Below are 25,573 nucleotides of genomic sequence, written 5' to 3' on the forward strand. Positions count from 1 at the left end.
TATCCGGCGTGGGCAGCGCCGCGTTGGCAGGGCGTGACGAAGACCGCCCCCGCCTCCGTACCGGCGCCACGCCGGCGCGCCCCCGACGGCCGATTCCCCGCCTACTGCGGCCACACGTGCCAGCCCTACAGCGGCTGGGACCTGGATGACTGGTGGCACGAGGGGCTGGTGGACGAGCCCGAGTTCCGCAGGACCTTCAAGGCCAACCCCTGGTGCTGGTCCCCGGAGCTCGGCTTCCACCGCGCCCGGACCCCGCACGTTCCGGCGCGTCTGGTCGGCCTGACGAACGGGAAGTTCGTCGGGCCGAAGGGCATGAACCTGTGGCAGGCGGTTCGCCTCGGGGCCGGCTGGGGCATCAGCAGCGATCCGTCCCGTGGCCGCTGGGTGGAACAGACATGGCGGGTCATGGTCGCCGTCGACTACCAGTGGGCCGGTGACCTGGAGCCGGTCGCCCACCTCGGCCGGCTCATCGGCGCCCTGGTCGACGGTGGCGGCCAGAAGCGCATCGCGGACGACGACGACCTCCTGCGCGGCTGGTTCCGCGACAGCACCCGCGAGTTCCTCCCCCACCCGGCGATCGGCGACGAGTGGAACGACGTCCTGCTGCGGGCCTGCGACGGCCAGGCCGACCTGGAACACGACGGCGCCTGGGTCCGCGCCCGGCAGCCCGCGCCGGTGCCGAGGCGACGCGGGGAACCCGAGCCATGGGAGTACCGGATCGACCTGTGGAACAACCTGGTCGGCATCGCCGCCCACCCCGGCGGCATGCGGATCGTCTGCGAGGTCTACAAGCTCACCAAACCCAGCCCCGAACAGGCCATGAGCTGGATGACCACCGCCGTCCGGCACGCCCTGCGCTGGGGCCAGGTCCACGCCGCCGACCAACCGCGCCCGCACCTCGATGACGAAGACGAAGACGAGGACTACTGACACCGCGGCCCCGGCCACCACGGTGGACAGGCCGGGGCCGCTAAGAGTCAGGGCAGCAGTCGCAACAGCGCGGCGGCTGCGGCGATGATCACCTCGGCCTCGGTGTGGGTGTAGACGTGGTCCTTAGTGGTCGACGGCCGAAGTCCTTCGGAGGTTGACTCGGGAGCCGCTGTCGCGTCTGGCAGTCGGTCAGATCCCGTGCATGGCGAGGTAGAGGCTGCAGGCGTAGTCCAGGGCGTCCTCGGGGGTGCCGGCGCATCGCTGCGATGCGCCAGGCGGGGGCGGCCCGGCCGGGTGGCCGGACCGCTGGGCGGGGTGGCTCACACCTGTGCCATGCCGCCGTCCGCGAAGAGTTCGACGCCGGTGATGAAGCTGGAGGCGTCGCTGGAGAGGAAGACCGCGGCCTTCCCCATCTCGCGCGGGTCGGCGATCCGTCCGGTCGGGTTGCCCTCGCCCATGGTCTTGACGGCGGCGTCGACGTGGTCGGCTCCCTGGGCCATCGCCAGTGCGCTGCGCAGGGAGTCGGTGTCGACCGCGCCGGGGCTGAGGATGTTCATTCGGATGCCCGATCCCTTGGTGTCCTGGATCCAGGCCCGGATGAAGTTGCGTACCGCGGCCTTCGAGCCGCCGTACAGGCTCATCCCGCGCGGCGGCTGAATGGACGCCGTGGAGCCGATGATGACGACGGTGCCACCGGGCGGCAGCAGCGCAAGCGCGGGCTGAACGGTGAAGAGGACGCCCTTGGCATTGACGTTGAAGGTCCGGTCGAACTGCTCCTCGGTGATGGCGCCGAGTGGGGCGTGCGCGCCGATCCCGGCGTTGGCCACGACCGCGTCGAGTCGCCCGTGACGCTCCTTCACCTGTCGGTAGGCGGCCTCCATGTCCGCGAGCTTGGTGACGTCGGCCACCATCCCCGAGCAGTTCGGCCCGATCGCCGCGACCGCCTCGTCGAGCGCCTCCTGGTGCAGGTCGGTGATGACCACGCGGGCGCCGTTGGCAACGAACTCCTGGGCGATGCCCAGGCCGACCCCGGACGCGCCGCCGGTGACGACGGCGACCTTTCCTTCGAGCGAGAGACTCATCTTCTTCTCCTGTGAGTGAGCGGATTCCCACGTGCTGCGTTGGCAGCGGGAGTCGTGCGGGTGTGAAAGCCCAGGGCGTGACAGGGTCGGGGCTGATGGCCCACCAGTTGCTCCCGGGACTGGCGGCCGTGGCCGCGCGATGTCGGGAGGATGGGACGGAGGCACGCATGCGCTCGTGTGCGGCGGATGCGGGCCTGCATGCCCTAGAGTGGAAGTGGAGGCGCCTCCAGTTCCCCCACTGTAAGTGGAGGCGTCGCCGGTTAGCAAGCCGGGACTACAGGAGACCGCGGATGGCCAGAGAGACAGCGCGCCCACTACGGGCCGACGCACAGCGCAACCGGGACAAGATCCTCTCGGCCGCGGTGCGCGTCTTCGCCGAAGAGGGACTGGAAGCGCACCTGGAGCGCATCGCCAAGGAGGCCGGCGTCGGCTCCGGCACGCTCTACCGCAACTTCCCCACCCGGGAGGTCCTCATCGAGGCCGCCTACCGCAACGAGCTGATCCGGCTGTGCGACGCGGCCCCCGACCTGCTGGCCGCGCTGGCCCCGCGCGAGGCCCTGCGGGCCTGGATGGGCCGCTTCATCGACTACGCGACCGCCAAGCTCGGCATGGCCGACGCCCTGCGCGCCCTCGTCGAAACCGGCGTCAACCCCTACGCCCAGAGCCACGAGATGATGATGGCCGCCCTGACCTCGCTCCTGGCCGCCGGCATCGAAGTCGGCACCATCCGCTCCGACATCGGCGCCACCGACATGTTCGCCGCCCTCACCGGCATCGCCCTCACCTCGGGAAAGCCGGAACAGCGAGAGCAGGCCGAACGCCTCCTCGACCTCACCCTGGACGGCCTGAGCACCGATCGGCGCTGACTGGCGGCGGGACCCAAGATCTCATTGCTTCCGGGAGAGCCCCACTCGCCGACCCGGTCGAACAGGGCGGAGGAGCAGGACTACATCCTCGGACGCCCGTGGCCGATCCCCGGTGAGGTAGGCAGTTTCTGGGCGAGGGGGTCTTGGTCGACTCCGGCATGTCGGGCATGCGCCCATCCAGCCCGGTCGCCGTGGAGGGGTCGGCCGACTCCCGCAGGTGAGATCCACTTCTGCTGATCGGCTTGCCTGCCTTGCCCGTTGCCGTCGCCCGCCCGATCGTCCTGACCGCCGCCGAGCGGCACCGGCTGAAGAGAGCGGCCTACGGTCACAAGACCCCGTATCAGGCCCGGTGCAGGGCAACGATCGTGCTGTACGCGGCACGGGCGCTCCAACGCTCGTATCGCGCGCGAGACGGGCCTGCGCCTGGACACGGTTCGCACCTGGCGCGGCCGGTTCGCCGCCGGCGGGCTTGCCGCCTTGGAAGATCGCAAGCGGTCCGGGCGGCCGCCCTCCTTCACACCGCTGCAGGTCGCCGAGGCCAAGGCGCTGGCCTGCCAGTTACCCGCCGAGACCGGCGTGCCGCTGTCGCGCTGGTCGTGCCCGGAGCTGGCCGCCGAGTTGACCGCGCGCGGGATCACCGACACGATCTCGGCGTCCACGGTGCGCCGCTGGCTGCGCGAGGACGCGCTCAAGCCCTGGCAGTACCGGTCCTGGATCTTCATCCGCGACCCCGACTTCCGTGCCAAGGCCCAGCGTGTCCTGGACCTGTACGCCCGCACGTTCGAGGGCATCCCGCTGGGCGAGGACGAGTACGTGATCTCCAGTGACGAGAAGACCTCCGTTCAGGCCCGCTGCCGCTGTCATCCGACCCTGGCCCCGGGCCGGGCCCGGGCGATGCGCGTCAGCCACGAGTACGAGCGCGGCGGCGCGCTGGCCTACCTGGCCGCCTACGACGTCCACCACGCGAAGGTCTTCGGCCGCTGCGAGCCCAAGACCGGCATCGTCCCCTTCATGAACCTGGTCGCCCAGGTCATGACCCAGGAACCCTACGCCAGCGCGAAACGCGTCTTCTGGGTCGTCGACAACGGCTCCTCCCACCGTGGTAAGAAGGCCGCCGACCGGCTGAGGGCGGCGTTCCCGAACGCGGTGATGATCCACACTCCCGTGCACGCCTCCTGGTTAAACCAGGTGGAGATCTACTTCTCCGTCGTCCAGCGCAAGGTCGTCTCACCCAACGATTTCACCAACCTCGACGAGGTCGGGGACCGGCTCCGAGCATTCGAAGACCGCTATAACGCCACGGCACAGCCGTTCCACTGGAAGTTCACCACCTCCGACCTGGACGATCTGCTGGCCCGGCTCGACCGACACACACCCGCCGACCGAGAAGAAGAATCCTCCGTCGCCCTGGCAGCCTGATCAACCCCCGAAGGACTTCGAGCGTCGACCACTAACTAGCCGTTGCTCTATCGATCTTGGTGATCGTGAGTTCGAGTCTGCCGACTCGGTCGGGTGATCTTCTGGTCGGCGGGGCATGAAAGTGGGGCCTCCCGCACAGCTCGTGGGTGTCGAATCCAGCCGAGCAACAGGAGGCCCCTGGTGCCGCAGTCTTCCGTCTCCGTGACGTTGCCGTCCAACTCCGCACCCCTGTCGTGTGATTGCCTCGCTCACCGGTTCGGGAATGCCGGGGACCGGCCGCACAGACGTCCGAGGTACCCCTCGGACATGACCGACGCGGAGTGGGCAGTCGTGCGCGACGCGATGCCCGTGCCCGCCTGGCTGGAGGGAAGGGGCGGGCAGCCGGAGGGCTACTGCCACCGGCAACTGGTCGACGCGGTGCGCTACCTGGTTGCGGGCGGCATCGCCTGGAGGGCGGTGCCCGCGGACTTCCCCGCATGGGACCGCGTCTACGCCTTCTTCCGGCGCTGGCGGGACAAGGGCCTGGTCGCGGAGTTCCACGACCGGCTGCGCGACCGGGTCCGCGAGGCGGCTGGCCGTGATCCGGAGCCGACCGCCGGGATCATCGACGCGCAGTCGGTGAAAGGGGCCGCGTCGGTGCCGGCTGCCAGCCGGGGGTTCGACGGCGGGAAGAAGGTGAACGGCCGCAAGAGGCACATCGTGGTGGACACCGTCGGGCTGCTGCTGGCCGTGATGGTCACCGCCGCATCCGTCACCGACCGCGAGGCCGGCCGGACGCTGCTGGAGCGGCTGCGTGAGCGGCACTGGCGCATCTCGCTGGTGTGGGCCGACGGCGGCTACACCGGACGCCTGGTCGACCTCGCCCGCGATGTCCTGCGGATCGCGCTGACAGTGGTCAGACGCACCGACGACGCCGCGGGCTTCGTGGTGCTGCCGAAAAGGTGGCTGGTGGAACGAACGTTCGCATGGCTGATGCACTCACGCCGCCTGGTCCGCGACTACGAGACCCGCACCGACACCTCCGAGGCGATGATCCGGTGGTCGATGAGCATGGTCATGAGCCGCCGGCTCGCCCGGCGAGCACGCTGAACATCCCCGGGTGTTCCTCGGCCAGCCAGCCCCGCGCGGCCAGTCGCTTCGCCTTCGACCGCACTCCCTCCACCTTCGCCGTGACCACCTCCAGACCCAAGGCCGCCGCGAGCTGCCGACAGTCCATCTCCTCCCCGCTCCCCGCCAGGACCTCCACGAGCCGCTGGTAGTCCGGCGCCAGCGCACCCGGATCGAGACCTTCCCTCCAGGCGGGAACCACCGATCCAGGCGCCGCCCCGGCGACCCGCGCAGGCCGTTCACCGGCCACCCCGGCCGGCGGCGCCTCCTCGCCCACAGGAGGCCCTGCCAGGACTTCCGCCACCGTCTGACGGGCAATCACGAACCGCTCCCACGCGGCTTCCGCCTCCTGAAGCTCGGCCTGCAGGACCTCCACCCGTTGCCGGGCGGCACGCTCGCGCTCCTCCAGCAGCCCCATCACCGACGGCATCCGGCACCTCCACCGAAGAGACGACACGACACCCCGTCTCTGCCACCGAGGCACCCGCACTATGCCTGACCAGCGGAAACGCACCCGTCACTATCGGTTCGACAACGGCTTCTAAGGTCTGCGCATGCAACGCGACGCCGAAGCCACCAAGCAAAGACTCCTCACGGCCGGGCGGGCCGAGTTCGCCGCCCACGGGCTCCACGGCGCCCGGGTGGACCGCATCGCGGCGGCGGCCCGGAGCAACAAGGCGCAGATCTACCACTACTACCGGAGCAAGGTGGGTCTGTTCGACGCGGTCTGGAGCGCCGCAGTGGAACAGATCGTCGACAACCTGCCCTTCGACGGGGACGACGACCTCCCCGAGTTCGCGGCCCGGCTGAGCGACATCTACGCCGAGCACCCCGAGATCCCCCGACTGATCACCTGGCAGAACATGGAGCGCGGCGCCGAGGCGCCCGACGCCCGCGCCCTCGACGAGGTCCGCCGACGCATCGGGGTGCTCGCCGACGCCCAGGGCAGGGGCGTGGTGTCGGACCGGTTCGAGGCCCGGCTGCTGTTCGCGGTGATGATCCACCTCGCCATGCTCTGGCCCACGATCGCCCCCGAGGTGCTGATGGTGGTGGACGTCCACGACGCGGCGCGGCGCCGCGAGCTGGTCCGGCGGGTGGCGGCCGCGCTGCTGGACTGACCGAGTGCGGGGCGGGTCGCGAAGGACGGGGTGGGAGGAACGGTGGCGCCGGCCGGGTGGTGAGGAGCGCAGTCATTTGACTGATGCCGGGGCCTTGGCCGGGGCGGCACTGTGGAGTCGCTGCACGAGACTCCTGCGGTTCGGTGCTTGCGATGTGGTGATGACGTGTCTGCATCACCGTGAACAACCCGTTCGGCAAACTGGCCAGGACCGCCGGCGCCCTGCGCCTCGCCGTCGCCGCGCTGACCACCGTCTCGGCCACCCCCGCGTCGGCGAGCGCCGCGGCCACGGCCGGCTGCACGAAGAACTTCGGCTTCGGCAACGTCCAGGTCCAGGTGGACAACTGTTCCGAGGGCTGGGTGTGGATCTACGTCGGCGACGGAACCTACTACAAGGGCTCCGTCCAGGCCACCGACGATTTCGGCCACGTGAAGACGCCGCTGGAGGTGGACCAGGGCAAGTCCGTCGCGACGAAGTACATCGGCAGCATCAAGAGCATCAAGATCTGCGGCACCAAGTACCTCGGCTGGACGCCGCCCCGCCCCTGGTGGACGTACTGCTCCAACGAGCTCTACGTCCACTGAGCGTCCACTGGGTGTCCGAATGAGTAAGCCCGTGCCGTCCCGGACGCCCGGTCCGGGAAACCTGACCCGCCGGTACGGCAGGAGCGGCCCAGCCCCCGCTGCCGCCTGCCGTACCGGCGTCACCAGCACACCCCCGGAAAGATGGTTCCCCCATGTTCAGCTCGAAGACGGTGCTCCGCGGTTCGGCCGCCGCAGCGGCTGCCGTCGCCGCCCTGCTCGGTCTCTCGGACACGCCGTGGGCGATGCGCAGTTACCGGGTGGTCCCGGCCTGACACAGGCCGCGGCGACCTCGGTCGGACGCCGGTGCCGGGGGTGTGCTCGCACCCCCGGCACCGGCGTTTCCGGCTGTCGGAGGCCCGTTCTCGTCACCGGCCCGGCCGGTGACGAGAACGGGCCTCCGATGCGGTCAGTCGCGCCGGTACCGGACCGGCAGGGCGAGCACACCCCGGATGATCCCGGAGTCGATCCAGTCCAGGGAGTCCACCGGCACGGCCAGTTCCAGCTCCGGGACGCGGGCGAGCAGCACCCGCAGCGCGACGGCGGCCTCCAGTCGGGCGAGCGGGGCGCCCAGGCAGTGGTGGATGCCGTGGCCGAAGGCGAGGTGGCGGGCGTCCGGACGGCCCATGTCGAGGGCGGCCGGGTCGCCGGAGCCCCGCTGCTCGGCGTCGTGCCCGGCCGAGCCGAGGGCCACCACGACCAGACCGCCCCGGGGCACCGCCACGCCGCCCAGTTCCAGGTCCACCGCCGCGTAGCGGTTGGTGGATCGCTCCACGGGGCTGTCGTGGCGCAGGAACTCTCCGGCACCTACGCCCGGCTGCTCGCCGAGCGCGGCTTCGTCACCCTGGCCTACGACGCCGCCCACCAGGGCGAGTCGGGCGGCCTCCCGCGCGGGCTGGAGGACCCGGCCCGGCGGGTCGAGGACTTCAAGGCCGCCGTGGACTTCCTGGTCACGCACGGCGAGGTCGACGCCGAGCGGATCGGCCTGCTCGGCGTCTGCGCCTCCGGCGGGTACGCGCTGGCCGCCACCGGCGCTGACCCGCGGGTCCGGGCGGTGGCCGCGGTGTGCACCGCCGACCCCGCCCGGCAGTTCCGGCGCGGTGCCGACGGCGGCCAGGACCCGGCCGTCTTCCGCGCCCTGCTGGACGCCGCCGCCCGGGCCCGCACCGCCGCCGCCCGGGTCGAGGACCCCGGCACTCTGGCGGTGTTCCCGGAGTCGGCCGAGCAGGCCCGCGCGCTCGGCGGCGAGCACGGCGCCGAGGGCTTCGAGTACTACTGCACCCCGCGCGGCGCCCACGAGCGGTCCGCGAAGTCTCTGGCCTGGGCGAGCGTCGACCGACTGGCCGGATTCGACGCCTTCTTCGCCGTCCCGCTGATCGGCCCCCGGCCGATGCTGCAGATCGTCGGTGAACGCGCCACCACCGCCTGGATGGCCGTCGAGGCCCACCAACGTGCCACCGGCCCGGCCGAGTTGCACCGGATCCCGGGCGCGAGCCACGTCGACCTCTACGACCGGCGGGAGTACATCGACCCGGCCGTCGACACGTTGGCCGGCTTCTTCGCCGAGCACCTGGGCGCCACGCGCTGAACGGCCGCGTCCGGTCGGCGTGCCGGCCCGGACATCCGCCCCTTCCGCATCAAGGTCCCGCAGAGCGAGCTCAACGAGCTCCGCCGCCGGGTCCGGGCCACCCGCTGGCCCGACCGTCGGGCGAGGAGAAGCGGGCGTACGGCCGGCTGCTGCAAGCGGTGGTGCGGGGACGCCTCGGTCGAGGCCTCCCCGCACCACCGTGTGTCACGCGTCGTGGCAGCTCAGCGGGTGGCGCGGGCGGCCTGCTCGATGACGCCCGCCACCACACCGGGGTGGGAGACCGCGACGGAGTGGGATGCGGCCACCTCGGTGGTGCGGGCGTGGGCGCGCTCGGCCATGAAGCGCTGGGCGGCGACGGGGATGTTGAGGTCCTGGGTCGTCACGACGTCCCAGCTGGGGACGGTCCGCCAGGCAGCGCCGGTGGCCCGCTCGGTCAGCGCGGCCTGGGCGATCGGCCGCTGGGAGGCGGCCGCCAGTGCGGCCCGGTCGGCGGGGACGTCGGCGGCGAACTGGGCCGGGAACCTGTCCTGCTGGATGTACAGGTCGGTGCCGGTGCTGCCGTCGGCGTTGGTGAACGGCACGGGGTCCAGCGTGCCGGAGAGCGTGGAGCCGGGGAACTTCCCGGTGAGCTCCAGCGCGGACTCGCCCGGCGCGGGCAGGAACGCGGCGACGTAGACCAGGGCCTTGACCCGGGGCTCGCCGACGGCGGCTTCGCTGATCACCGAGCCGCCGTAGGAGTGGCCGACCAGGACGACCGGGCCCTTGACGTGGTCGACCAGGCCGCGCAGCGCGGCGGCGTCGGAGGCCGGGCCGCGCAGCGGGTTGGCGGCGGCCACCACGGGGTAGCCGTCGTGGCGCAGCCTGGCGATCACGCCGTCCCAGCTGGAGCCGTCGGCGAACGCGCCGTGCTCCAGCACGACGGTCGGCTTGGGGCCCCGGTCGGCGGCGGCCGCGGCGGAGTCCTCGGTCGCGGCACTCGCGGTGCCGGCGAGGGCGAGGGCGATCGCGCCGACCCCGGCGGCGGCACCGGTGGCGATCCGGCGCAGGCGACCGTTCTCAATGCTGAACATGGGACTCTCCAAGGGAGTTCGACAACGGGCGGATCAACGGTTGGCGGATCACGCGGTGGGTGGATCCAGCGGTCCCCACTGTGGTCGGCGGCCCGGACCCGGCACCTCGGTGATGTGACTCCGGCTTCCCCGCCCCGGCCAGCCCCGCGAGCGCCGTGCCGACCGGCGCCAGTTGACTGATGTGCCGTCACCGTCCGCGCGGCCACAGTGATGGCGCCGATCCCGATCCCGAGGAGAGATCATGAAACGCCGGTTCCTGACCATCGTCGCGGCCGCCGTCCCGCTGGTGGCCGCCGCAGCGGTGTCGACACCGGTGAGCGCGTCCCCGGAGCTCACCGCCGCGAACACCACAGCCGCCACCGCCCCCTCGTCCTTCGGCTGCGCCCCGGCCGCCGTCCCGGTCCCGGCCCCGGCGGGCACCGCAGTGGAGTCCGTGACCGCCGCCCTGGTGCCGACCGGCACCTTCCAGGTGCCCGGGGGCCCGCCGCTGGGCGGCTTCCCGGTGCCGGACGTCCCGGCGCACTGCGAGGTGACGGTCACCCTGACCCATCCCGGTGCAGACGACCACGCCAAGGTCACCGTCTGGCTGCCGCAGGCGGGCTGGAACGGCCGCTTCCAGGGGGCGGGCGGCAGCGCTACGCCGCCGGGGCCAGCGGCGCCGGGCTCGCCGCGGCCCTCAAAGGGGCTACGCCGCCGCCACGACCGACGCCGGCGTCGGCGGAGCCCTAGACACCAGCTGGACGTTGGACGCCTCCGGACACGTCAACACCGCGCTCCTGGACAACTTCGCATCCCGCTCCGCGCACGAGATGGCGCTGGTCGGCAAGCAGGTCGTGGCCGATGTCTACGGCAAGGCGGTGTCCTACTCCTACTGGAACGGCTGCTCCACCGGCGGCCGCCAGGGCTACATGGAAGCCCAGCGGTACCCGAAGGACTTCAACGGCATCAACGCCGCGGCGCCGGGCATCGACTGGAACCAGTTCGAGGTCGCCACCTTGTGGCCGCAGGTCGTGATGAACGAGGCGCACACCTACCCGACCGGGTGCGAGTTCGACGCCTTCAACCAGGCCGCCCTCAATGCCTGCGACAAGCTCGACGACGCTGTCGACAGCCTGATCAGCGACCCGCAGCGGTGCGACTTCGACCCGCGCCGCCCGATCGGCAGGCAGATCGTGTGCGACGGCAAGCAGGTCACCATCACCGAGGCGGACGCCGACGTGGTCCGCAAGATTTGGGACGGCCCGCGCGACGTGAACGGCAAACGGCTCTGGTACGGCCTGCCGATCGGAGCCGCCTTCCGCCACCTGGCGGACAGCAAGACCGACACGAACGGCGTCACCACGGGCTCGCCGTTCTTCGTGCCAGCCACGTGGGTCGCCACGTTCGTGGAGAAGCAGCCCGCGTTCAACACCGCGAACCTCACCCACGCGCAGTTCGACGAGATCTTCCGCAAGGCCCGCGCCGAGTACGACTCGGTCATCGGCACCCGCGACGCGGACCTCTCCGCGTTCCGCGACGCCGGCGGCAAGCTGATCACCTGGCACGGCGACGCCGACCAGCTGATCCCCACCGCGGGCACGGTCGACTACCGCGAGCGCGTGGACGAGAAGATGGGCGGCACGAAGAAGGTCGACGACTTCTACCGGCTCTTCCTGGCACCGGGGGTCTCGCACTGCGGCCTGGACGGCGGCAAGGTCGACGACCTGGCGTCACTGACCGCCTGGGTCGAGCAGGGCAAGGCACCGGCGGTGCTGCACGCCACCCTGACCACCGCCACCGGCCGGACCGTCGCCCGCGACGTGTGCCGCTACCCGATGGTCTCCCGCTACACCGGCCACGGCGACCCGAGTGCCACGAGCAGCTTGCGCTGCGTCCAGGCCTCGCGCGACTGACCCCCTCAGGCCCGAACACGGACTGCTGAAGAGAAGAGGAGAGAGTCGTGAACACATTGACGGTGATGTCGAACTCGGCGTCGGCGAACGCGCAGGTCAACGGACGCGCCCCGCTGGTGAGGCTGTACGTCGTACGCGGAGTCCTGGTGGGCCCTGGCCTTCGCCCACGCCCATGACACGCTCGGCGCTGCGGCGATCACGCTGTTCGTCGCCTACCCGCTGCTCGATGCGGTGTCGTCCGCGGTCGACTACCTGTCGGTGCCGGACGGACCGGAGCCGCGCGTCACGGCGTTCAACGGGGCCCTGAGCACACTCGTCGCCCTCGGCCTCGGCGTGGGCGGTCTCCACTCACAAGGTGAGCGCGGTGCTCGGCGTATTCGGCGCCTGGGCCGTCGTCTCGGGCGCGGCTCAGGTGGCCCTCGGCATCCGGCGCCGCGGGCCCGAGCTGGGCAGGCAGCGGCCGATACTGGTCGCCGGTGGACTGTCCACTGTCGCGGGCGTCTTCTACGACATCCAGGCGGCGGGCCACAAGCCCTCGTTGGATGTCCTGTCCGTCTACGCCACCGGCGGCGGGGTCTTCTTCATGGTCCAGGCCGGCTTGCTGGTGTGGAAGGTGCGCCGGGGTGTGGCTCAGTTGCGGGTCTGAGATCGGTGCGTAGCAAGTTCGGGTCCGTCCCCGGTTGGGGGCGGACCCGAACACTCCCACATCGATCATCCGGTGCCGGGTCATGCCTGACCCGCTGCGCTCAAAGCCCCAGATCCGCTGCCAGGCAGGAGAACCTGACCGCCAGCGCGTCGGGGTCATAGGCGTCCACCGCCCGATATGCCGGCAGCACCGCCTTCTCTTCGACCATGTCCTCGAAGGCGACACGTTCCGGGAGCGCGCCGAATCGGGCCTTGCGGATTTCCGCCGCCTGTTCGAGCGTGTTAGGACTGGGATCGCTCACTTCCGCACCCCCATGCGGTCGGCACGCTTGTGGGTCACAGATGATCGGCGTCCACCACGGCCTGGGCGAACGCCGTCGGCGCCTCCTGCGGCGCATTGTGGCCGATGCCGGTGAGCACGCGGTGCTCGTACCGGCCGGTGAAGAACTTCCGGTACCCGGTGCCGTCGGTCGTGGCCAGGAACGGGTCGAGGGCGGGGTCCAGGGCGATGGTCGGCACGGTGATGGCCGGCCGGGCCGCGAGCAGCTGCTCGTAGCGGTCATAGCGGCGCTCTCCGTCGGCCAGGCCCAGGCGCCAGCGGTAGTTGTGGATCACGATGGCGGCGTAGTCGGGGTTCTCGAACGCCGCGGCGGTGCGCTCGAAGGTGGCGTCGTCGAACTTCCAGGTCGGGGAGACCTCGTCCCACACCAGCCGGCACAGGTCGTGCCGGTACTGCTTGGTCTCCATGGCGACGCGGCCCCGGTCAGTGGCGAAGTAGTACTGGTACCACCAGGTGTGCTCGGCCTTCGGCGGCAGCGGGTTCTGCTGCGAAGGGAGGTTGACGATGAGGTAACCGCTCACCGCCACCAGGGCCTTGACCCGCTCGGGCCACAGCGCCGCGATGGTGCCGGCGGCCCGCGAACCCCAGTCGAAGCCGGCCAGCACAGCCTTGCGGATCTTCAGGGCGTCCATCAGGGCGATGACGTCGAGGGCGATCGCGGACTGCTGCCCGGTGCGGACGGTCGTGGGAGACAGAAAGTTCGTGGTGCCGTGGCCCCGCAGGTACGGCACGATCACCCGGTAGCCGGCGTCCGCCAGCAGTGGCGCCACGTCGACGAAGCTGTGGATGTCGTAGGGCCAGCCGTGCAGGCAGATGACAACGGGTCCGTGCTTCGGACCGGCCTCGGCGTAGCCGATGTCGAGCACGCCGGCCTGGACCCGCTTCAGCTCGGTGAACGTGGTGTGCGTGCCCAGGGCGATAGCCGGGATGACCGGGGCCGGGCGGCCGGGCCGATCGGAACCGGCGGCGAAGGCGGCGGGCGCGGTCGATGCCGCGCCGACCGACACGGCCGTGGCCCCCACGCCGAGACCGACCGCCCTGGTGAAGGTACGCCTGTTGATCATGTCTGATCCTTCCCGGAGACTCGTTGATGCCTCCACTGTTCTTCGGCCACCGGCCCGGCACATCAGTCACATGACGTCGAGACGCGCGAAGGCGCTCGCGGACGCACGAAGTACCTGCCGGGCCGCCACATTCAGTCATTCGACTGTTTCCGCCGAGCGGCCGCTCGGTGATCCTCGAAGGAGCGCCGCGATGCCGGCGGAGCGTCGTGTGTGCAATCGCAAGGTCTGGCCGTGAAGCAAATCCCCGTCACCTCATCCGCGGTGCGTGGTTCCACAGATCCTCCTGGGAGGGCTGGGCCGAACGGTTCACATCGCACGGTTACGCGGTGTGCGTCCCGGGCTGGCCCGGTGAGGCCCCCACCGCCGAGCAGGTCCGCCGCGATCCCGGCCCGCTGCGCGACCTCGGGCTCACCGCGCTCACCGCGCACTACGAGACGATCGTGCGCACTTTCGACAACCCGCCGGTCCTCGTCGGGCATTCGGCCGGCGGCCTCATCGCCCAGCACTTCCTCGGAGCTGGCCTCGGCCGCGCCGCCGTCGCCCACGCGCCGCTGCAGGCCGGCGGTGTGCCGACGGCCGGCCCCGGCCGTGGTCGCCGAGATCGGCCGGCTCGACCCGGCACCCGGGCTTCGAGCAAGCTGCCGCGCGCCCGCTTCCGGCCCGTCGTGGCCAACACGGCCGGAGCGGAGGAGGCCACGAGGCTCTTCGACCGGTACGCCGTCCCGGCCCCGCTCCGGCTGCTCGCGGACCTCGGACTTGATCGCACCCCCGCCGGCCCGGCCGGTACCGTCGTGGACACGGCCAATACGGCGCGCGGACCGCTCCTGCTTGTGTCCGGCCAGGAGGACCGGCTGGCCCCGGACGCCGTGACCCGCTCGGCCTACAAGCGCTACGGCGACTCGTCCGCGTGACCGATCTGAAGCAGTTCGCCGGTCGAGGGCACTCACGGGTGTTTGACAGCGGCTGGCGCTCGGTCGCCGACCACGCCCTCACCTGGCTGGCCGCCAACGGCGTCGTGGCCGTGGCCGCACCCGGCTGAGCGCGGGCGTCAGACCTGCCCGCGTCGGTCCGGTTCAGCGTGCGTCGGTGCGGCTCAGCGCGTCGTCCGGCCCCGCCTTCGCGTGCCCTCAGCACGGCCCGCTGCCGCGGCAGCGGATCCCCCTTTTCCTCGGTCAGGGCCTGCTCGAGCGCGTCCAGGGTCTCCCCGGCGACCGCCAGTCCGGACGACTCGTGGTGGGCCCGGACGATCGTCGAGTCCACGCTGACCAGTTCCAACCCGACCTTGCCCCGCGAGGCCGCCTCCGCGATCAACGCGTCCATCAGGACCTGGAAGAACCCGGAGGCCGCCCAGCCACGGAACCGGGAGTAGACGGTCGTCCAGGTCCCGTAGCGCTCGGGAACGTCCCGCCAGCCGCTGCCGGTGCGAAACCGCCACAACACTCCGTTGAACTGGTCCCTCACCCGCCGCGGCAACGGCCCGGTGGCAGCCACCGGCACATGCGGTTCGATCAAGGCCCACTCGGCATCCGTCACGTCAAAACGCGCCACAGCCCCGAGTTCTACCAGAGACACAAGCCCACCATCGAACCGCAACAAGATCCGAACCTTGAACAGCTCCTAGTACTCCAGCAGGACTTCTCCATTCCCGCTGGTCAGCGGCTTGGGAGTGGGGAGTGTAGCGGGCGGACGATGGGTCAGGGGCGGTCTTCATGGGACCGCCCCTGACGGGCATCAGCCCACTACACTCACCGCGCAGCCTTCTGATCAGGCAAAACGTCGAAGTCCTGCTGGAGTACTAGACCCGAAGTCCGTCCCCCTGGAGGCCGGGTTCACCCGGGACGTGTCGAGGATCGGGCACCACGGGACCGGGGACCTGGAGGTTCGGATCGGCTCGGCAGCGGACCTCGACCGGACCATGCCGCTGCTGCGGGCGAGCTTCGACATGGTGGCCTGAGAGCAGCTGCCGCCGCGGGGGCGGAGACTTCGTTCCTTGGGGGGCTCGAGGGAAGGGTTCGGATCCGCGCCGCGTGGATCTGCTCCAGCCGGGCGACCACTGGCAGGCGTACCAGCGTCCCGGGGATCGGGACAAGGCGGCGTCCGTCCTGATGCACCTGCCATCGCCAGGCCTGGGCTTACACGTCGAGCTCGGTTTCGATGCGGCGTAGTTGGTGGCGGGCCATGGCGAGGTTGGCGCGGGTGCGGTCGAGGACGAGGGAGAGGAAGAGCCTGTCGCCGCTGGTGCGGGTGAGCGGGCGAAGCAGGTGGTACTGGGCGGTGAGGGTGGTCAGGATGTCCTCGATCGTCTCGGTGTCGAGGTTGGTGGCGGCGAGGGTGCGGTGGGTGGCGCGGATGATGTCGCAGCCACACGCGGGAGTGATTGCAACTGATCGTGATCGACCGGATGCACACGGCTTGCAACTTGCTTTGATCGTGAGTTGAAGAATTCTTCACATTCATAGATGCTGCATCCTTGTAGGGAGAGGTTCAGTGCGGTCGGCCGCCGTGGCGGTCGGCCCGGGGAGGGTGACGATGGGCGACGTGTTCGACGAGGAACTGCGTGAGCAACTGGCCGAGGCCCGGCGGCTGCGCGCCCTGGCGCGGGAGGCCGGCGACGAGGACGGCGCCCAGGCGTACGCGGGCCGGGTGACCCAGTTGCTGCGGATCGCTGCCCACCACGGCATCGCCGTGGCGCACACCGTGGACGAGGAAGAAGAGGACTGAACGATGGCGGTGCCGCTGTACCAGGCCAAGGCGGAGTTCTTCCGCACCCTCGGCCACCCCGTGCGGATCAGGGTCCTGGAACTCCTCCAGGACGGACCGCGCCCGGTGCGCGAGCTGCTGGCCGCGATCGAGGTCGAGCCGTCGAACCTCTCCCAGCAGCTCGCCGTGCTGCGCCGCACCCAGCTGGTGACGGCGACCCGGGAGGGCAATACCGTGGTCTACGCGCTGAGCACTCCGGATGTCGCCGAGCTGCTGCGCGCGGCCCGGCGGATCCTCACCGAGATGATCACCGACCAGGGGACGCTCCTCGCCGAGCTGCGCGAGCCGCAACGGCAGCACGGCGCATGAGCGCGGACTTCACGATGTACGCCCGCCGGGCCGGCTTGCGGCTGCGCGCGGTACTGCCGGACCGGACGACGATGGCGACGATGGGCCGCTCGCCGCGCAAGGACCTGCTGGCGGGGCTGACGGTGGCGATCGTCGCCCTGCCGCTGGCACTCGGGTTCGGCGTGGCCTCCGGCGCGGGCGCCGAGGCCGGGCTTGCCACCGCGGTGGTGGCCGGCGCGCTGGCCGCGTTCTTCGGCGGCTCAAACTTGCAGGTGAGCGGGCCGACCGGGGCGATGACCGTGGTCCTGGTCCCGATCGTCCACCAGTACGGCACCGCCGGGGTGCTGACGGTCGGGCTGCTGGCCGGCGTGCTGCTGCTCGCCGCCGCGCTCGGCGGGGCCGGACGCTTCATGGCGTACGTGCCGGCTCCGGTGGTAGAGGGTTTCACCTTGGGCATCGCCGCCGTGATCGGCCTCCAGCAGGTGCCCGCCGCGCTCGGCGTGGAAGCCTCCGGCGCGGAGAACGTCGCGGTCGCCGCCTGGGACGCGGTCGTCGGCTTCGCGCGCACCCCGCACCTGGCCGCACTCGCTCTGGCGGCCGGGGTCGCGGCGGTGATGCTGATCGGCGCCCGCCTGCGGCCGGGTATCCCGTTCTCGCTGCTGGCGGTGGCCGCCGCCACTCTGGTGACGGGCCTGGCCGGCCTGGACGTGGCCACGATCGGACACCTGCCCTCGGGACTGCCCGCCCCCTCGCTCGCCTTCCTGCACCTCGGCGAGGTCCCGCACCTGGCCACCGCCGCGCTGGCCGTGGCCGCGCTGGCGGCGTTGGAGTCGCTGATGTCGGCGACCGCCGCGGACGCGATGAGCGTCTCCGAGCGGCACGACAGCGACCGCGAACTGTTCGGCCAGGGCATAGCGAACCTCGTCATCCCGTTGTTCGGCGGCGTCGCCGCGACCGGCGCGATCGCCCGCACCGCGGTCAACGTCCGCTCCGGCGCCGCCTCCCGCCTCGCCGCACTCGTCCATGCCGCCGTGCTGGCCGTGGTGGTGTTCGCCGCCGCCCCGCTCGTGTCCGGTATCCCGCTGCCCGCACTCGCCGGGGTGCTGATCGCCACCGCCGTGCGAATGGTCGAGGTCGCCTCGCTGCGGGCGCTCGCCCGCAGCGGTCGGGGCGAGGCCGCGATCCTGGTCCTGACCGCCGGTGCGACCCTGGCCTTCGACCTGGTCACCGCCGTCGTCCTCGGCCTGCTGGTCGCCGGCGCGCTGGCCCTGCGCCAGGTCGCCCGCTCCGCCGCACTCACCAAGGTGGCACTGCACGAGGGCCTGCCCCCGGCCGACCACCACGCCGAGGAACAGGCCCTGCTCGCTGACCACATCGTCGCCTACCGCATCGACGGCCCCGTCTTCTTCGCCGGCGCCCACCGCTTCCTCCTCGAACTCGCCGAGACCACCGACGTCAAGGCCGTCATCCTGCGCCTGTCACGCGTCAGCACGATCGACGCCACCGGCGCCCTCATGCTCGGGGACGCCATCACCAAGCTGGAGCGGCGCAACATCCTCGTCCTGGTCTCCAGCGCACGCGAGGACCACCTGAGAACACTCGACGCCCTCGGCGTGCTCGACACCCTGCACGCCGAACACCGGGTCTTCGCCGCCACCCCCGACGCCATCGGCTACGCCCGCCGCCACCTGACCGGCGTACAGGCCGCCGCGGCGGAAAAGGGCCGGCGGTGACCCGCCGTTGGCGCGGCTTCCGCCATCGCCCCGAACCCGAACCCGTACCGGTGCCCGTGGCGGCGGCGAGGCCCGGGACCGGGGTCTACACCCTGACCATGACGGTGGCGCCGACGATGGTCCGCCTGGCCGCACGCACCACTCGCACCGTCCTGACCGCCCGGGGTGTGCCCGCCGGAGCGGCCGTCCTGGACGCGGCCCTGCTCGTCGTCACCGAACTCGCCGCCAACACCGTCCGCCACACCCGCTCGGTCCGGGCCACGCTGGCCGCCCTCGTGGCCGAGGACCACTTCACGATCGCCGTACGCGACGACGACCCGCGCGTCCCCGAACTCCCCGCACCCGACGACGCCCCGCCGGCCACCGGACACGACAGGGGCCTTGCCGTCGTCGCGGGCCTGGCCGCCGACTTCGACGGCAACCTCACCGTAATCCCTGACCGGCAAGGACCCGGCAAGACGATCAGCGTCCTGCTCCCGCTGCCCACCGCACCCCGGCCGTAGGAGGCACGCTTGCGCTTCGAGATCACCCTCTACGACGACCACGGAACGCCCCACCCGCCCGTCACCGCCGATACGGCACAGCTGCGCGAACACCTCGCCCGCGCGGCCCTCACCGGCCGGCGCCTGCACATTCGCCCCCGGCCCCGGCCGGCCCCCGCACACACCCCGAGGAGTACCGATGAGCTCGGCCAGCAGTGACGAGAAGAAGCGCCGCAAGGCCATGCTGGTCCGCGCCTCGATCTACATCGCCGGCACGCACCTGTTCGCCGGCTTCGTCATCCTGCTCTTCGCCCTCGGCAACCGCCACTGACCACACCCACCCTGCCGGCTGCCCGCCTCAACCCGCCGCACACCCCAGTGCACGCCGCCGACCTCGGGCATCGAGCACGCAGGTCCGGCTCGATGCCGGGTGAGGTGGTAGGTCGTCACCTGCTTGGGGGGGAGGTGCGGCAAGTGCTCGATGTCTTCGTCCAGCTAGCCCGCCCCGCCAGCCCGGCAGCTCCGCCGCCGATTTGGGTACCGCCCTCAAGGAATCCGGCACTGGTGCCGTAGCGGGCGATGCCTGCCCTGCGGCGCTCTCTCGTGGCCGATGGGCGGGGGCGAGACCGCTCCAATGTGGGCGCCGTGGGAGGCTGATCCAATGTCTGTAATCCTTCGCCCCTTGGATGTACGGCTCTTTCCCTACCTGGCTTGAGCGCAGTCGCGACGAGTACGCCAATGACCTTGTCACCATGGGGCAGACTCCGGAGGACGCCTACCGGCATGCGGACGAAAGCATGGCTCACTCTTTTCCCTCCGGTGCACCGCGCCCGGGGCACGTGGTCCTCGACGTGGTCGATGGCACCGGGGCAGCCGTCGGCTACCTCTGGATCGGACCGGGCACGAGCGACGACGCCGGCGCCTGGTGGGTCTGGGACATCGCGATCGACGCCGACGAGCGCGGTCGGGGCTTCGGGCGCATGGCCATGGTCCTCGGCGAGGAATACGCCCGGGCGCAGGGCGCTCATACGCTCGGCCTCAGTGTCTTCGGGTTCAACACCGGTGCGCGCGGCCTGTACGAGTCGCTCGGCTACGAGACGGCCTCGGTCAAGACGCTCAAGAGGCTCGGCTGAGGTTCAGGCGGCTTTCGCCCTGTGGACGAGGGCGCGTAGGCGCCGGTCGTCGGCGCGGCGGTTTCGCCGGATGGTGCAGCGGCGGATCATGCTGCCCTGCTCCTTGTGGCCTGCGTGGTCGAGGGTGACGTAGCGCAGGACGGTGAACCGGGCCTCGATCCGGTAGGGCCGGGAGCTGATGGTCGGCGTGCAGGCGATCTCGATGCTGTTCGCCGCCGCCCGGGTGCCGACCCGCTGGCATCTCTTCGTGGCCAGGTGCGGGAGAAGCCGTCGGCCACGATCGCGATACGGATGTCGGGCGGGCAGAGGACCCCAGGCAGCGACAGAACTCCAGGAGCTGGGCGCACCGCCTGACCGGCCTGATGCGGCCGTAGAGCCTGCTCACGGCCAGGTCCGGGGCGACGAACCGCTCCTGCCGCCATGCGGCCCAACGTGCCTACCATCGCAGGCGGTCAGTCATCGGGGCCTGCACGCGGCACCTGGACCCGCTGGGCTCCCGCCCCCACCCGCGGGACACCCCGCCTGCTCGGGATGGGCAGCCTGGGCCGGGGCGCCCCATTCACTCCGGCCCACGCCGAGATGGCCGCCCCGGCGTCGGTTCCGGGGCGGCCACTGTGTGACAGGCGCTTCCGGCAACCTGCACATTGCAGAGCTTAGCAGTTGCTAATATTGGCAACAGCGAGGAAGGGGATCAGGATGCGTGTTGCAACGCACCGGCGTGCGCGGGTGCTGCCTGCTCCGTTCGTGGCGGCGGCGGACGACTTGTGGCGTCCGCCGGCAGCTGGGCGGCACCGGCACACACCGGGCGGGCATCCCGGCCCCCTGCCCCTGATGGGTCGTCGGGGCCTCGCTGGTGCTCACCGCCACCTCGGGTGTGCTGAAAAGAGGTGGCGGTGAGCATGCAATGGGACCTGGAGCGAACCGGCGACATCGGCGTGCTGCACCTGTCCGGATTCCTCGGCGAGAGCGTGGCGCACCGCCTGGCTGGCGCCGTCGACTGGAGCGGCGCCCGCTGCACCGAAGCGATGGTCATCGACCTCGCCGCACTCCAAGGCTGGAACGGCGAGGGCGAGGCCGCGATCGTCAACGCCGCCGGCCGCCTCGGCGCCGACCACGGCCTCCTGGCCGTGTGCGGCCTCGCCGGACGGGGCGCGCCGCTGCTCGCCACCGCCCACGACCTGGGCGTCCTGCGCCTGTATCCCGACACCGACACGGCGCTGGCCGCCCTCGCCCCGCACTGACCAGGGCGCTTTCCCGGCGTTGCTAGAGTCTGAAGCGATGATGACCAGCCCACCCACCAGCCGACGGGGGCGGTGAACCCCATGGCCGCCGACAGTCCGCGACAGCCCTCCGTCACCGCCGTGCCGCTCTACCAGCACAAGGCCGAGTTCTTCAAAACCCTCGGCCACCCCGTGCGCATCCGCGTCCTGGAACTCCTCAGCGAACGCGAGCACGCCGTCGCCGAGCTCCTCCCGGAAGTCGGCGTCGAGGCGGCCCACCTGTCCCAGCAGCTCGCCATCCTGCGCCGCACCGGCGTCGTCACGTCCCGGCGCGAGGGCACCTCCGTCCTCTACCGGCTCACCAGCCCCGAGATCGGCGAACTCCTCACCGTCGCCCGCTCCATTCTCACCGCCCTGCTGACCGACCGCGCCGGGCTCCTCGAAGACCTGCGCCCCGAAAAGGGTCCCCCGCCCCGCGACTGAGCGCCCCGCGGCGACGGCGCGCCGGTCAGTCGAAGAAGGTGACCCGGCCGGAGTCCAGGCTGTAGTACGCGCCGACCACCTGCAGCCTTCCGGCCGCGACCAGCGGACGCAGCAGCCGGTCGTGGTGCAGCGCGGCCACGGTCTGCCGGGTCTGGGCGTGGATGGTGGTCTCGACCAGGTCGCCCGGCGCCACGCCGAGGCGCAGGGCCTCGTCGTAGGGGCAGCGCAGGTCGTGGGCGATGTCGGCCAGGTGACCGGGCAGCTGTCGGCCGTCGCGGAAGCACTCGACGGCGATGGTCACCGCCCCGCAGTGCTGATGCCCCAGGACCACCAGGAGCGGGGTCTCCAGCTCGGCGGGCCCGTACTCCAGGCTGCCGGCCACCAGCGAATCGTGGGTGTGGCCGGCGGTGCGGATCACCATCAGGTCGCCCAGGCCCTGGTCGAAGGTCAGCTCCGGCGGCACCCGGGAGTCGATGCACGAGAACACCACTGCGAACGGCTCCTGGCCCACGGCCAGCTCGACGCGGCGGGCGGCGCCCGCATCCGGACGGGCGGCCCGATCGCAGGACCACCGCTCGTTGCCCGCCCGCAGCCTGGCCAACGCCTGTGCGGGCATGCCCGCGGGCAGCGGCGCCGCCGCGGCCGGAGCCGGCAGCGCGAGTACGCCGCGGTGACCACACCCGCCCGAAGCACAGTTCGCCGATCCATCAGGCGCCCTACTCTCCCTGGCATAAGCCCTATATGACGGCGCATCACCATACTCCTGCTTCCTCCGTGCACCGTCCGGCGCCGACTCCGGGCCAGGGCCACCGGGGACGGCCGCGCGGGCACGAGCGCGATCCGGTCGCGCCCGCGATCATCTCCCCCAGTACCCGCTCCCACCTGCGAATACGCGCGGTGAACAACCGAGGGGCGAAGCGGGCGCTCGGATATCCTGGCCCTATGAGCGACAACCTGCCCGCCTGTCCGAAGTGCTCCAGCGAGTACACCTACGAGATGAACGCGTTGATGATCTGCCCCGAGTGCGGCAACGAATGGGCGCCCGCCGAAGGAAGCGCCGACACAGGTACGCCCGGCGAGCGGGTCATCAAGGACTCGGTCGGCAACGTACTCAGCGACGGCGACACCGTGACCGTCGTCAAGGCCCTCAAGGTCAAGGGCAGCCCCTCGGGCATCAAGGCCGGTACCAAGGTCCGCAACATCCGCCTCGTCGACGGCGTCGACGGCCACGACATCGACTGCAAGATCGACGGCTTCGGCCCCATGCAGCTCAAGTCGAGCGTCGTCAAGAAGGCCTGAGACTTTGCCGATCGCCCCGTGACGACCTCACACGGCTCGCCACCGGGCGGTCGCGGGAGCGCTGGAGGGCCTCCGCGGGGCGGCAAACCCGCCTCGCCGAGCAACCGAGCAACCCGACGGACCCGCACCGTCACAATACTTAAACGCTCGGGGCACCCCGGTGCCGCCGCCACTCCGACGCGAGGATCGCCATCTCATGGTCGTCGGGCGGCTTCGCCGGAACCGCACAAGACCCCCATCGCGACCCCGGAACCGCAACCACCAACGGTGCGCAGGGGCTTGTTCAGCCGGGCGGCCAAGGCCTGGGCGCCGGCGGCCTGTTCGCCGGGCGTCGTGTGGGTACGGGTGGGGATCACTCGATCTTCTTGGCGATGGCGGCCGGCGGGTCTTGCGCTCCCGTCGCTGTCCTGGAAGGGGCCGGTGCGCGGCTGCTGGAGGCGGGAACGGGCGCGGTCGCCGCCGTGTCGCTCCCCCACCTCGTCACCGATCCCGGCTTCGAGGTCGTGGGAGCTGATCGGCCCATGGTGGCGCCGCTGGCGCTCCTGGACGCGCTCCCCGATCAGGTCCGGGACCAGGCCCTGGCCTGGGAGCGGCACGTGCGGGAGGTCGAGTCCGGTGTTGCGGATCCGCGCGGCGGGGCGCCGCGGCCCCAGTACGACCCTGCGACACGAACCATGGCGCAGCGGGAGGCGGCGAAGGCCGCGGAGCTGACCGGGGCGGGTCTGGTCAGCACCGGCCAGCCTGACCGGGCGGGCAGCGGAGGCAGGGAAGCTGAGCATCACATCACTACATCTCCGATGTTTTCGCAGGTCATAGCGGTATCAGGCATCTGGCGGCGAAAGTTTCGAGCACTTTGTAGGGTCCTGGCGATTTCCTGACATAGAAGTCCCCTACTAGAACCTCCAAGTGCGAGAGATGGTGCTGCCAAGAATGACTGAAGTGATCATGAAGTCGGGGGACTTCGAAGCCGACCCTGAGGACCTCCACGCGGATGCAGAGCTGTACCTTGCCGTCCAGGCCGACGGCTTCGCAGGGCCCCGTTACGAGCTGATGCGCGAGCGTCTGTGGGCCTACGCGGTGCGTGCCTTGGCGGGCATGATGCGCAGCGGGGTGATCGGCGAGCGCTGTCCGCGGTCGGGGCTATGGCCCACCGAGCTGGAGATGCTCCGCCGGAATCGCGACCTGCGTGACCAGCTATCGGTGGACGCGGTGATCGATGCGGACACCTCGTGGTTCAACGGCGAGTACGGCCTGCGTAGCTGGGACCCGACGAAGAAGGCCAGTCTGCGTACCTACTTCATGGGGAGCCTGCTGTCCTTCGAGCTGCCCAACGTCATGAGGCGCTGACGCAACACCCGGAGCAGGAACATCGTGACCAGCATCCGGGCGGTGAGCTGCCGGTCGGGCGCGAAGCGGCTGCGCATGGCCATCACCCCGGGATCAGGCCCTCGTCGGAAAGCAGGATCCGCACCTGGCTCAGGCTGGTGCCCTCGTCGGGCAGCACCAGGTCGGAGGGCTTGAGCACCTCGTCGGGCAGCGGCGTGCCAAGCCTGCGCACCGCGCTCAGCAGGGCCGACAGGGCGGTGGCGAACGCCGCTTCGTCGCCTTGGTCGACGGCCGCTTGCAGGGCCGAATCCAGCTCGTTGAGGTCCTGGAGGTGCTGGTCGGCGATCTCGTACTGGCCCTCGCCGAGAATCCGCATGATCACGATGTCGCCCCCTGCTCCGGCGGTGCCTGCCCGCTCTTGCCCGCCTCGACGGCCGGTGGGGCGGAAGCGCCCGGGAGCTCCTCCTTCATCCGGGCCAGCTCCAGCTCCACTTCGCTGCCCGCGCCGGCGGCGTCGAGCTCCGCCTGGATGTCGTCGCGCCCGGCCGGCAAGGTGGCGTCCTCCAGCGCGCCGGAGGCGATCAACTCGTCCAGCGCACCGGCCCGGGCCTGCAACTGCTCGGTCTTGTCCTGCGCCCGCTGCATGGCCATGCCCACATCGCCCATCTCCTCACCGATGCCGGTAACAGCCTCGGTGATCCGGGTCTGAGCCTCCGCCGCGGTGTACGTCGCCTTGATCGTCTCCTTACGGGTACGGAAAGCCTCCACCTTCGCCTGCAAACGCTGCAACGCGACGGTGAGCTTCTCCTCCTGCTCCTGCAACGACGCCTCCTGCCCCTGCAGATCGGTGATCTGCGCGGCCGCGGTCGTGCGGCGGGTGAGCGCCTCCCGGGCCAGGTCCTCCCGACCCGCGGCGAGCGCCTGCTGCGCCTGGGTCTGGAGCTTGTCGCTGGACTGGTGCAACTGGGTCACCTGGAGTTGGAGGCGTTTGCGGCTGGTCGCCACGTCGGCCAGCCCTCGGCGGACCTTCTGCAGCATCTGGAGCTGCTGCTCGTAGGAGTAGTCCAGGACCTCGCGCGGATCCTCGGCCTTGTCGAGTGCCTTGTTGGCCTTGATGTGGAACAGAGCGGTGATGCGTTTGATGATG

Annotated in this window: 31 protein-coding genes and 4 pseudogenes; 24 read left to right on the plus strand and 11 right to left on the minus strand. The window is 71.1% G+C overall.

The features are described 5' to 3' along the window. Window positions 1-33 precede the first annotated feature (33 nt). The gene (locus OG286_RS00690; RefSeq protein ID WP_396325679.1) at window positions 34-930 is read left to right on the plus strand and encodes a hypothetical protein; all 897 of its coding nucleotides are present in this window, start codon (window positions 34-36) and stop codon (window positions 928-930) included. A gap of 189 nt (window positions 931-1,119) precedes the next feature. Here OG286_RS00690 and OG286_RS00695 read toward each other — a convergent pair whose 3' ends face one another. Then, window positions 1,120-1,254, minus strand: a complete 135-nt coding sequence (locus OG286_RS00695; RefSeq protein WP_396325680.1) for a hypothetical protein — start codon at window positions 1,252-1,254, stop codon at window positions 1,120-1,122. Beyond that, entirely contained in the window at window positions 1,251-2,012 is a 762-nt protein-coding gene (locus OG286_RS00700; RefSeq protein WP_396325681.1) for an SDR family NAD(P)-dependent oxidoreductase, read from the minus strand. Before OG286_RS00700 ends, OG286_RS00695 begins: the two co-directional genes overlap by 4 nt. A 290-nt stretch (window positions 2,013-2,302) precedes the next feature. Between OG286_RS00700 and OG286_RS00705 the strand changes: the two genes are divergently transcribed. From OG286_RS00705 to OG286_RS00715, 3 genes are all read left to right on the plus strand, one after another. Then, the gene (locus OG286_RS00705) at window positions 2,303-2,878 is read left to right on the plus strand and encodes a TetR/AcrR family transcriptional regulator (RefSeq protein ID WP_396325682.1); all 576 of its coding nucleotides are present in this window, start codon (window positions 2,303-2,305) and stop codon (window positions 2,876-2,878) included. Between the two features lie 423 nt (window positions 2,879-3,301). Further along, the gene (locus OG286_RS00710) at window positions 3,302-4,297 is read left to right on the plus strand and encodes an IS630 family transposase (RefSeq protein WP_405366027.1); all 996 of its coding nucleotides are present in this window, start codon (window positions 3,302-3,304) and stop codon (window positions 4,295-4,297) included. Between the two features lie 306 nt (window positions 4,298-4,603). Next, window positions 4,604-5,386 carry an IS5 family transposase gene (locus OG286_RS00715; RefSeq protein WP_396326183.1) on the plus strand — a complete coding sequence of 261 codons (783 nt, stop codon included), beginning with the start codon at window positions 4,604-4,606 and terminating at the stop codon, window positions 5,384-5,386. Here OG286_RS00715 and OG286_RS00720 read toward each other — a convergent pair. Further along, a complete protein-coding gene (locus OG286_RS00720; protein WP_405359522.1) occupies window positions 5,352-5,834 on the minus strand; it encodes a hypothetical protein in 483 nt (160 codons plus the stop codon). The genes OG286_RS00715 and OG286_RS00720 overlap by 35 nt on opposite strands. Window positions 5,835-5,958: 124 nt before the next feature. On the opposite strand from OG286_RS00720, the gene OG286_RS00725 reads away from it, so the two are divergent. Continuing rightward, a complete protein-coding gene (locus tag OG286_RS00725; protein ID WP_396325882.1) occupies window positions 5,959-6,522 on the plus strand; it encodes a TetR family transcriptional regulator in 564 nt (187 codons plus the stop codon). Window positions 6,523-6,701: 179 nt separating this feature from the next. Beyond that, a complete protein-coding gene (locus OG286_RS00730) occupies window positions 6,702-7,106 on the plus strand; it encodes a hypothetical protein (protein WP_396325883.1) in 405 nt (134 codons plus the stop codon). Window positions 7,107-7,512: 406 nt separating this feature from the next. Here OG286_RS00730 and OG286_RS00735 read toward each other — a convergent pair whose 3' ends face one another. Beyond that, window positions 7,513-7,878, minus strand: a complete 366-nt coding sequence (locus OG286_RS00735; protein ID WP_396325884.1) for a cytochrome P450 — start codon at window positions 7,876-7,878, stop codon at window positions 7,513-7,515. An 18-nt stretch (window positions 7,879-7,896) separates the two neighbouring features. Between OG286_RS00735 and OG286_RS00740 the strand changes: the two are divergent. Next, a pseudogene (locus tag OG286_RS00740) lies at window positions 7,897-8,691 on the plus strand (alpha/beta hydrolase); the annotation flags it as partial. Between the two features lie 33 nt (window positions 8,692-8,724). Continuing rightward, window positions 8,725-8,844: pseudogene (locus tag OG286_RS00745) on the plus strand (epoxide hydrolase N-terminal domain-containing protein); the annotation flags it as partial. 68 nt (window positions 8,845-8,912) lie between these two features. Here the strand turns inward: OG286_RS00745 and OG286_RS00750 are convergent. Then, window positions 8,913-9,761 (minus strand): alpha/beta fold hydrolase, encoded by an 849-nt coding sequence (locus tag OG286_RS00750; RefSeq protein WP_396325885.1) that lies wholly within the window; start codon window positions 9,759-9,761, stop codon window positions 8,913-8,915. A gap of 241 nt (window positions 9,762-10,002) precedes the next feature. On the opposite strand from OG286_RS00750, the pseudogene OG286_RS00755 reads away from it, so the two are divergent. Beyond that, window positions 10,003-11,653, plus strand: a pseudogene (locus OG286_RS00755) (tannase/feruloyl esterase family alpha/beta hydrolase). A 364-nt stretch (window positions 11,654-12,017) separates the two neighbouring features. Further along, window positions 12,018-12,299, plus strand: a complete 282-nt coding sequence (locus tag OG286_RS00760; RefSeq protein WP_396325886.1) for a hypothetical protein — start codon at window positions 12,018-12,020, stop codon at window positions 12,297-12,299. A 100-nt stretch (window positions 12,300-12,399) separates the two neighbouring features. Here the strand turns inward: OG286_RS00760 and OG286_RS00765 are convergent, their stop codons facing one another. Then, window positions 12,400-12,600, minus strand: coding sequence for a hypothetical protein (locus OG286_RS00765; protein ID WP_396325887.1), 201 nt, complete (start codon window positions 12,598-12,600; stop codon window positions 12,400-12,402). 34 nt (window positions 12,601-12,634) lie between these two features. Beyond that, complete coding sequence (locus tag OG286_RS00770; RefSeq protein ID WP_396325888.1) at window positions 12,635-13,702, minus strand: alpha/beta fold hydrolase; 1,068 nt, start codon at window positions 13,700-13,702, stop codon at window positions 12,635-12,637. Window positions 13,703-13,908: 206 nt separating this feature from the next. Between OG286_RS00770 and OG286_RS00775 the strand changes: the two genes are divergently transcribed. Next, window positions 13,909-14,613: an alpha/beta hydrolase gene (locus OG286_RS00775; RefSeq protein ID WP_396325889.1), complete on the plus strand. Its 705-nt coding sequence runs from the start codon at window positions 13,909-13,911 to the stop codon at window positions 14,611-14,613. Beyond that, window positions 14,610-14,741 carry a hypothetical protein gene (locus tag OG286_RS00780; protein ID WP_396325890.1) on the plus strand — a complete coding sequence of 44 codons (132 nt, stop codon included), beginning with the start codon at window positions 14,610-14,612 and terminating at the stop codon, window positions 14,739-14,741. Before OG286_RS00775 ends, OG286_RS00780 begins: the two co-directional genes overlap by 4 nt. Before the next feature lie 293 nt (window positions 14,742-15,034). Here OG286_RS00780 and OG286_RS00785 read toward each other — a convergent pair. Further along, window positions 15,035-15,274, minus strand: a pseudogene (locus tag OG286_RS00785) (transposase); the annotation flags it as partial. A gap of 957 nt (window positions 15,275-16,231) precedes the next feature. On the opposite strand from OG286_RS00785, the gene OG286_RS00790 reads away from it, so the two are divergent. The 9 genes from OG286_RS00790 (at window position 16,232) to OG286_RS00830 (ending at window position 21,801) form a co-directional block, all read left to right on the plus strand. Beyond that, entirely contained in the window at window positions 16,232-16,423 is a 192-nt protein-coding gene (locus tag OG286_RS00790) for a hypothetical protein (RefSeq protein ID WP_328958930.1), read from the plus strand. 3 nt (window positions 16,424-16,426) lie between these two features. Continuing rightward, window positions 16,427-16,771: an ArsR/SmtB family transcription factor gene (locus OG286_RS00795; protein WP_396325891.1), complete on the plus strand. Its 345-nt coding sequence runs from the start codon at window positions 16,427-16,429 to the stop codon at window positions 16,769-16,771. Next, complete coding sequence (locus OG286_RS00800) at window positions 16,768-18,483, plus strand: SulP family inorganic anion transporter (protein ID WP_396325892.1); 1,716 nt, start codon at window positions 16,768-16,770, stop codon at window positions 18,481-18,483. Before OG286_RS00795 ends, OG286_RS00800 begins: the two co-directional genes overlap by 4 nt. A gap of 98 nt (window positions 18,484-18,581) precedes the next feature. Continuing rightward, on the plus strand, window positions 18,582-18,986 hold the full coding sequence (locus tag OG286_RS00805) for an ATP-binding protein (protein WP_396325893.1): 405 nt from the start codon (window positions 18,582-18,584) through the stop codon (window positions 18,984-18,986). A 9-nt stretch (window positions 18,987-18,995) separates the two neighbouring features. Next, a complete protein-coding gene (locus tag OG286_RS00810) occupies window positions 18,996-19,184 on the plus strand; it encodes a hypothetical protein (protein ID WP_053642479.1) in 189 nt (62 codons plus the stop codon). Beyond that, complete coding sequence (locus tag OG286_RS00815) at window positions 19,165-19,296, plus strand: DUF6126 family protein (RefSeq protein ID WP_234370884.1); 132 nt, start codon at window positions 19,165-19,167, stop codon at window positions 19,294-19,296. The genes OG286_RS00810 and OG286_RS00815 overlap by 20 nt, the downstream gene beginning before the upstream one ends. Window positions 19,297-19,762: 466 nt before the next feature. Beyond that, a complete protein-coding gene (locus tag OG286_RS00820; RefSeq protein WP_405363550.1) occupies window positions 19,763-20,098 on the plus strand; it encodes a GNAT family N-acetyltransferase in 336 nt (111 codons plus the stop codon). Window positions 20,099-20,997: 899 nt separating this feature from the next. Next, window positions 20,998-21,339 (plus strand): hypothetical protein, encoded by a 342-nt coding sequence (locus tag OG286_RS00825; RefSeq protein ID WP_396325917.1) that lies wholly within the window; start codon window positions 20,998-21,000, stop codon window positions 21,337-21,339. An 81-nt stretch (window positions 21,340-21,420) separates the two neighbouring features. Continuing rightward, window positions 21,421-21,801: an ArsR/SmtB family transcription factor gene (locus OG286_RS00830; RefSeq protein WP_405363548.1), complete on the plus strand. Its 381-nt coding sequence runs from the start codon at window positions 21,421-21,423 to the stop codon at window positions 21,799-21,801. Window positions 21,802-21,826: 25 nt separating this feature from the next. Here the strand turns inward: OG286_RS00830 and OG286_RS00835 are convergent, their stop codons facing one another. Beyond that, window positions 21,827-22,417 (minus strand): carbonic anhydrase, encoded by a 591-nt coding sequence (locus OG286_RS00835; RefSeq protein WP_405363546.1) that lies wholly within the window; start codon window positions 22,415-22,417, stop codon window positions 21,827-21,829. Window positions 22,418-22,743: 326 nt separating this feature from the next. Here OG286_RS00835 and OG286_RS00840 point away from each other — a divergent pair, with 326 nt between their 5' ends. The 3 genes from OG286_RS00840 (at window position 22,744) to OG286_RS00850 (ending at window position 24,447) form a co-directional block, all read left to right on the plus strand. Further along, the gene (locus tag OG286_RS00840) at window positions 22,744-23,100 is read left to right on the plus strand and encodes a zinc ribbon domain-containing protein YjdM (RefSeq protein ID WP_396325897.1); all 357 of its coding nucleotides are present in this window, start codon (window positions 22,744-22,746) and stop codon (window positions 23,098-23,100) included. A gap of 365 nt (window positions 23,101-23,465) precedes the next feature. Continuing rightward, window positions 23,466-23,978 carry a hypothetical protein gene (locus tag OG286_RS00845; RefSeq protein ID WP_405363544.1) on the plus strand — a complete coding sequence of 171 codons (513 nt, stop codon included), beginning with the start codon at window positions 23,466-23,468 and terminating at the stop codon, window positions 23,976-23,978. 52 nt (window positions 23,979-24,030) lie between these two features. Beyond that, window positions 24,031-24,447: a hypothetical protein gene (locus OG286_RS00850; protein ID WP_405363542.1), complete on the plus strand. Its 417-nt coding sequence runs from the start codon at window positions 24,031-24,033 to the stop codon at window positions 24,445-24,447. A gap of 82 nt (window positions 24,448-24,529) precedes the next feature. Here OG286_RS00850 and OG286_RS00855 read toward each other — a convergent pair whose 3' ends face one another. Beyond that, window positions 24,530-24,808 carry a hypothetical protein gene (locus OG286_RS00855; RefSeq protein WP_405363540.1) on the minus strand — a complete coding sequence of 93 codons (279 nt, stop codon included), beginning with the start codon at window positions 24,806-24,808 and terminating at the stop codon, window positions 24,530-24,532. Then, complete coding sequence (locus OG286_RS00860; RefSeq protein ID WP_405363910.1) at window positions 24,805-25,569, minus strand: PspA/IM30 family protein; 765 nt, start codon at window positions 25,567-25,569, stop codon at window positions 24,805-24,807. The genes OG286_RS00855 and OG286_RS00860 overlap by 4 nt, the downstream gene beginning before the upstream one ends. Window positions 25,570-25,573 lie beyond the last annotated feature (4 nt).

Source organism: Kitasatospora sp. NBC_00039, from assembly GCF_045160625.1.
Taxonomy (GTDB): Bacteria; Actinomycetota; Actinomycetes; order Streptomycetales; family Streptomycetaceae; genus Kitasatospora.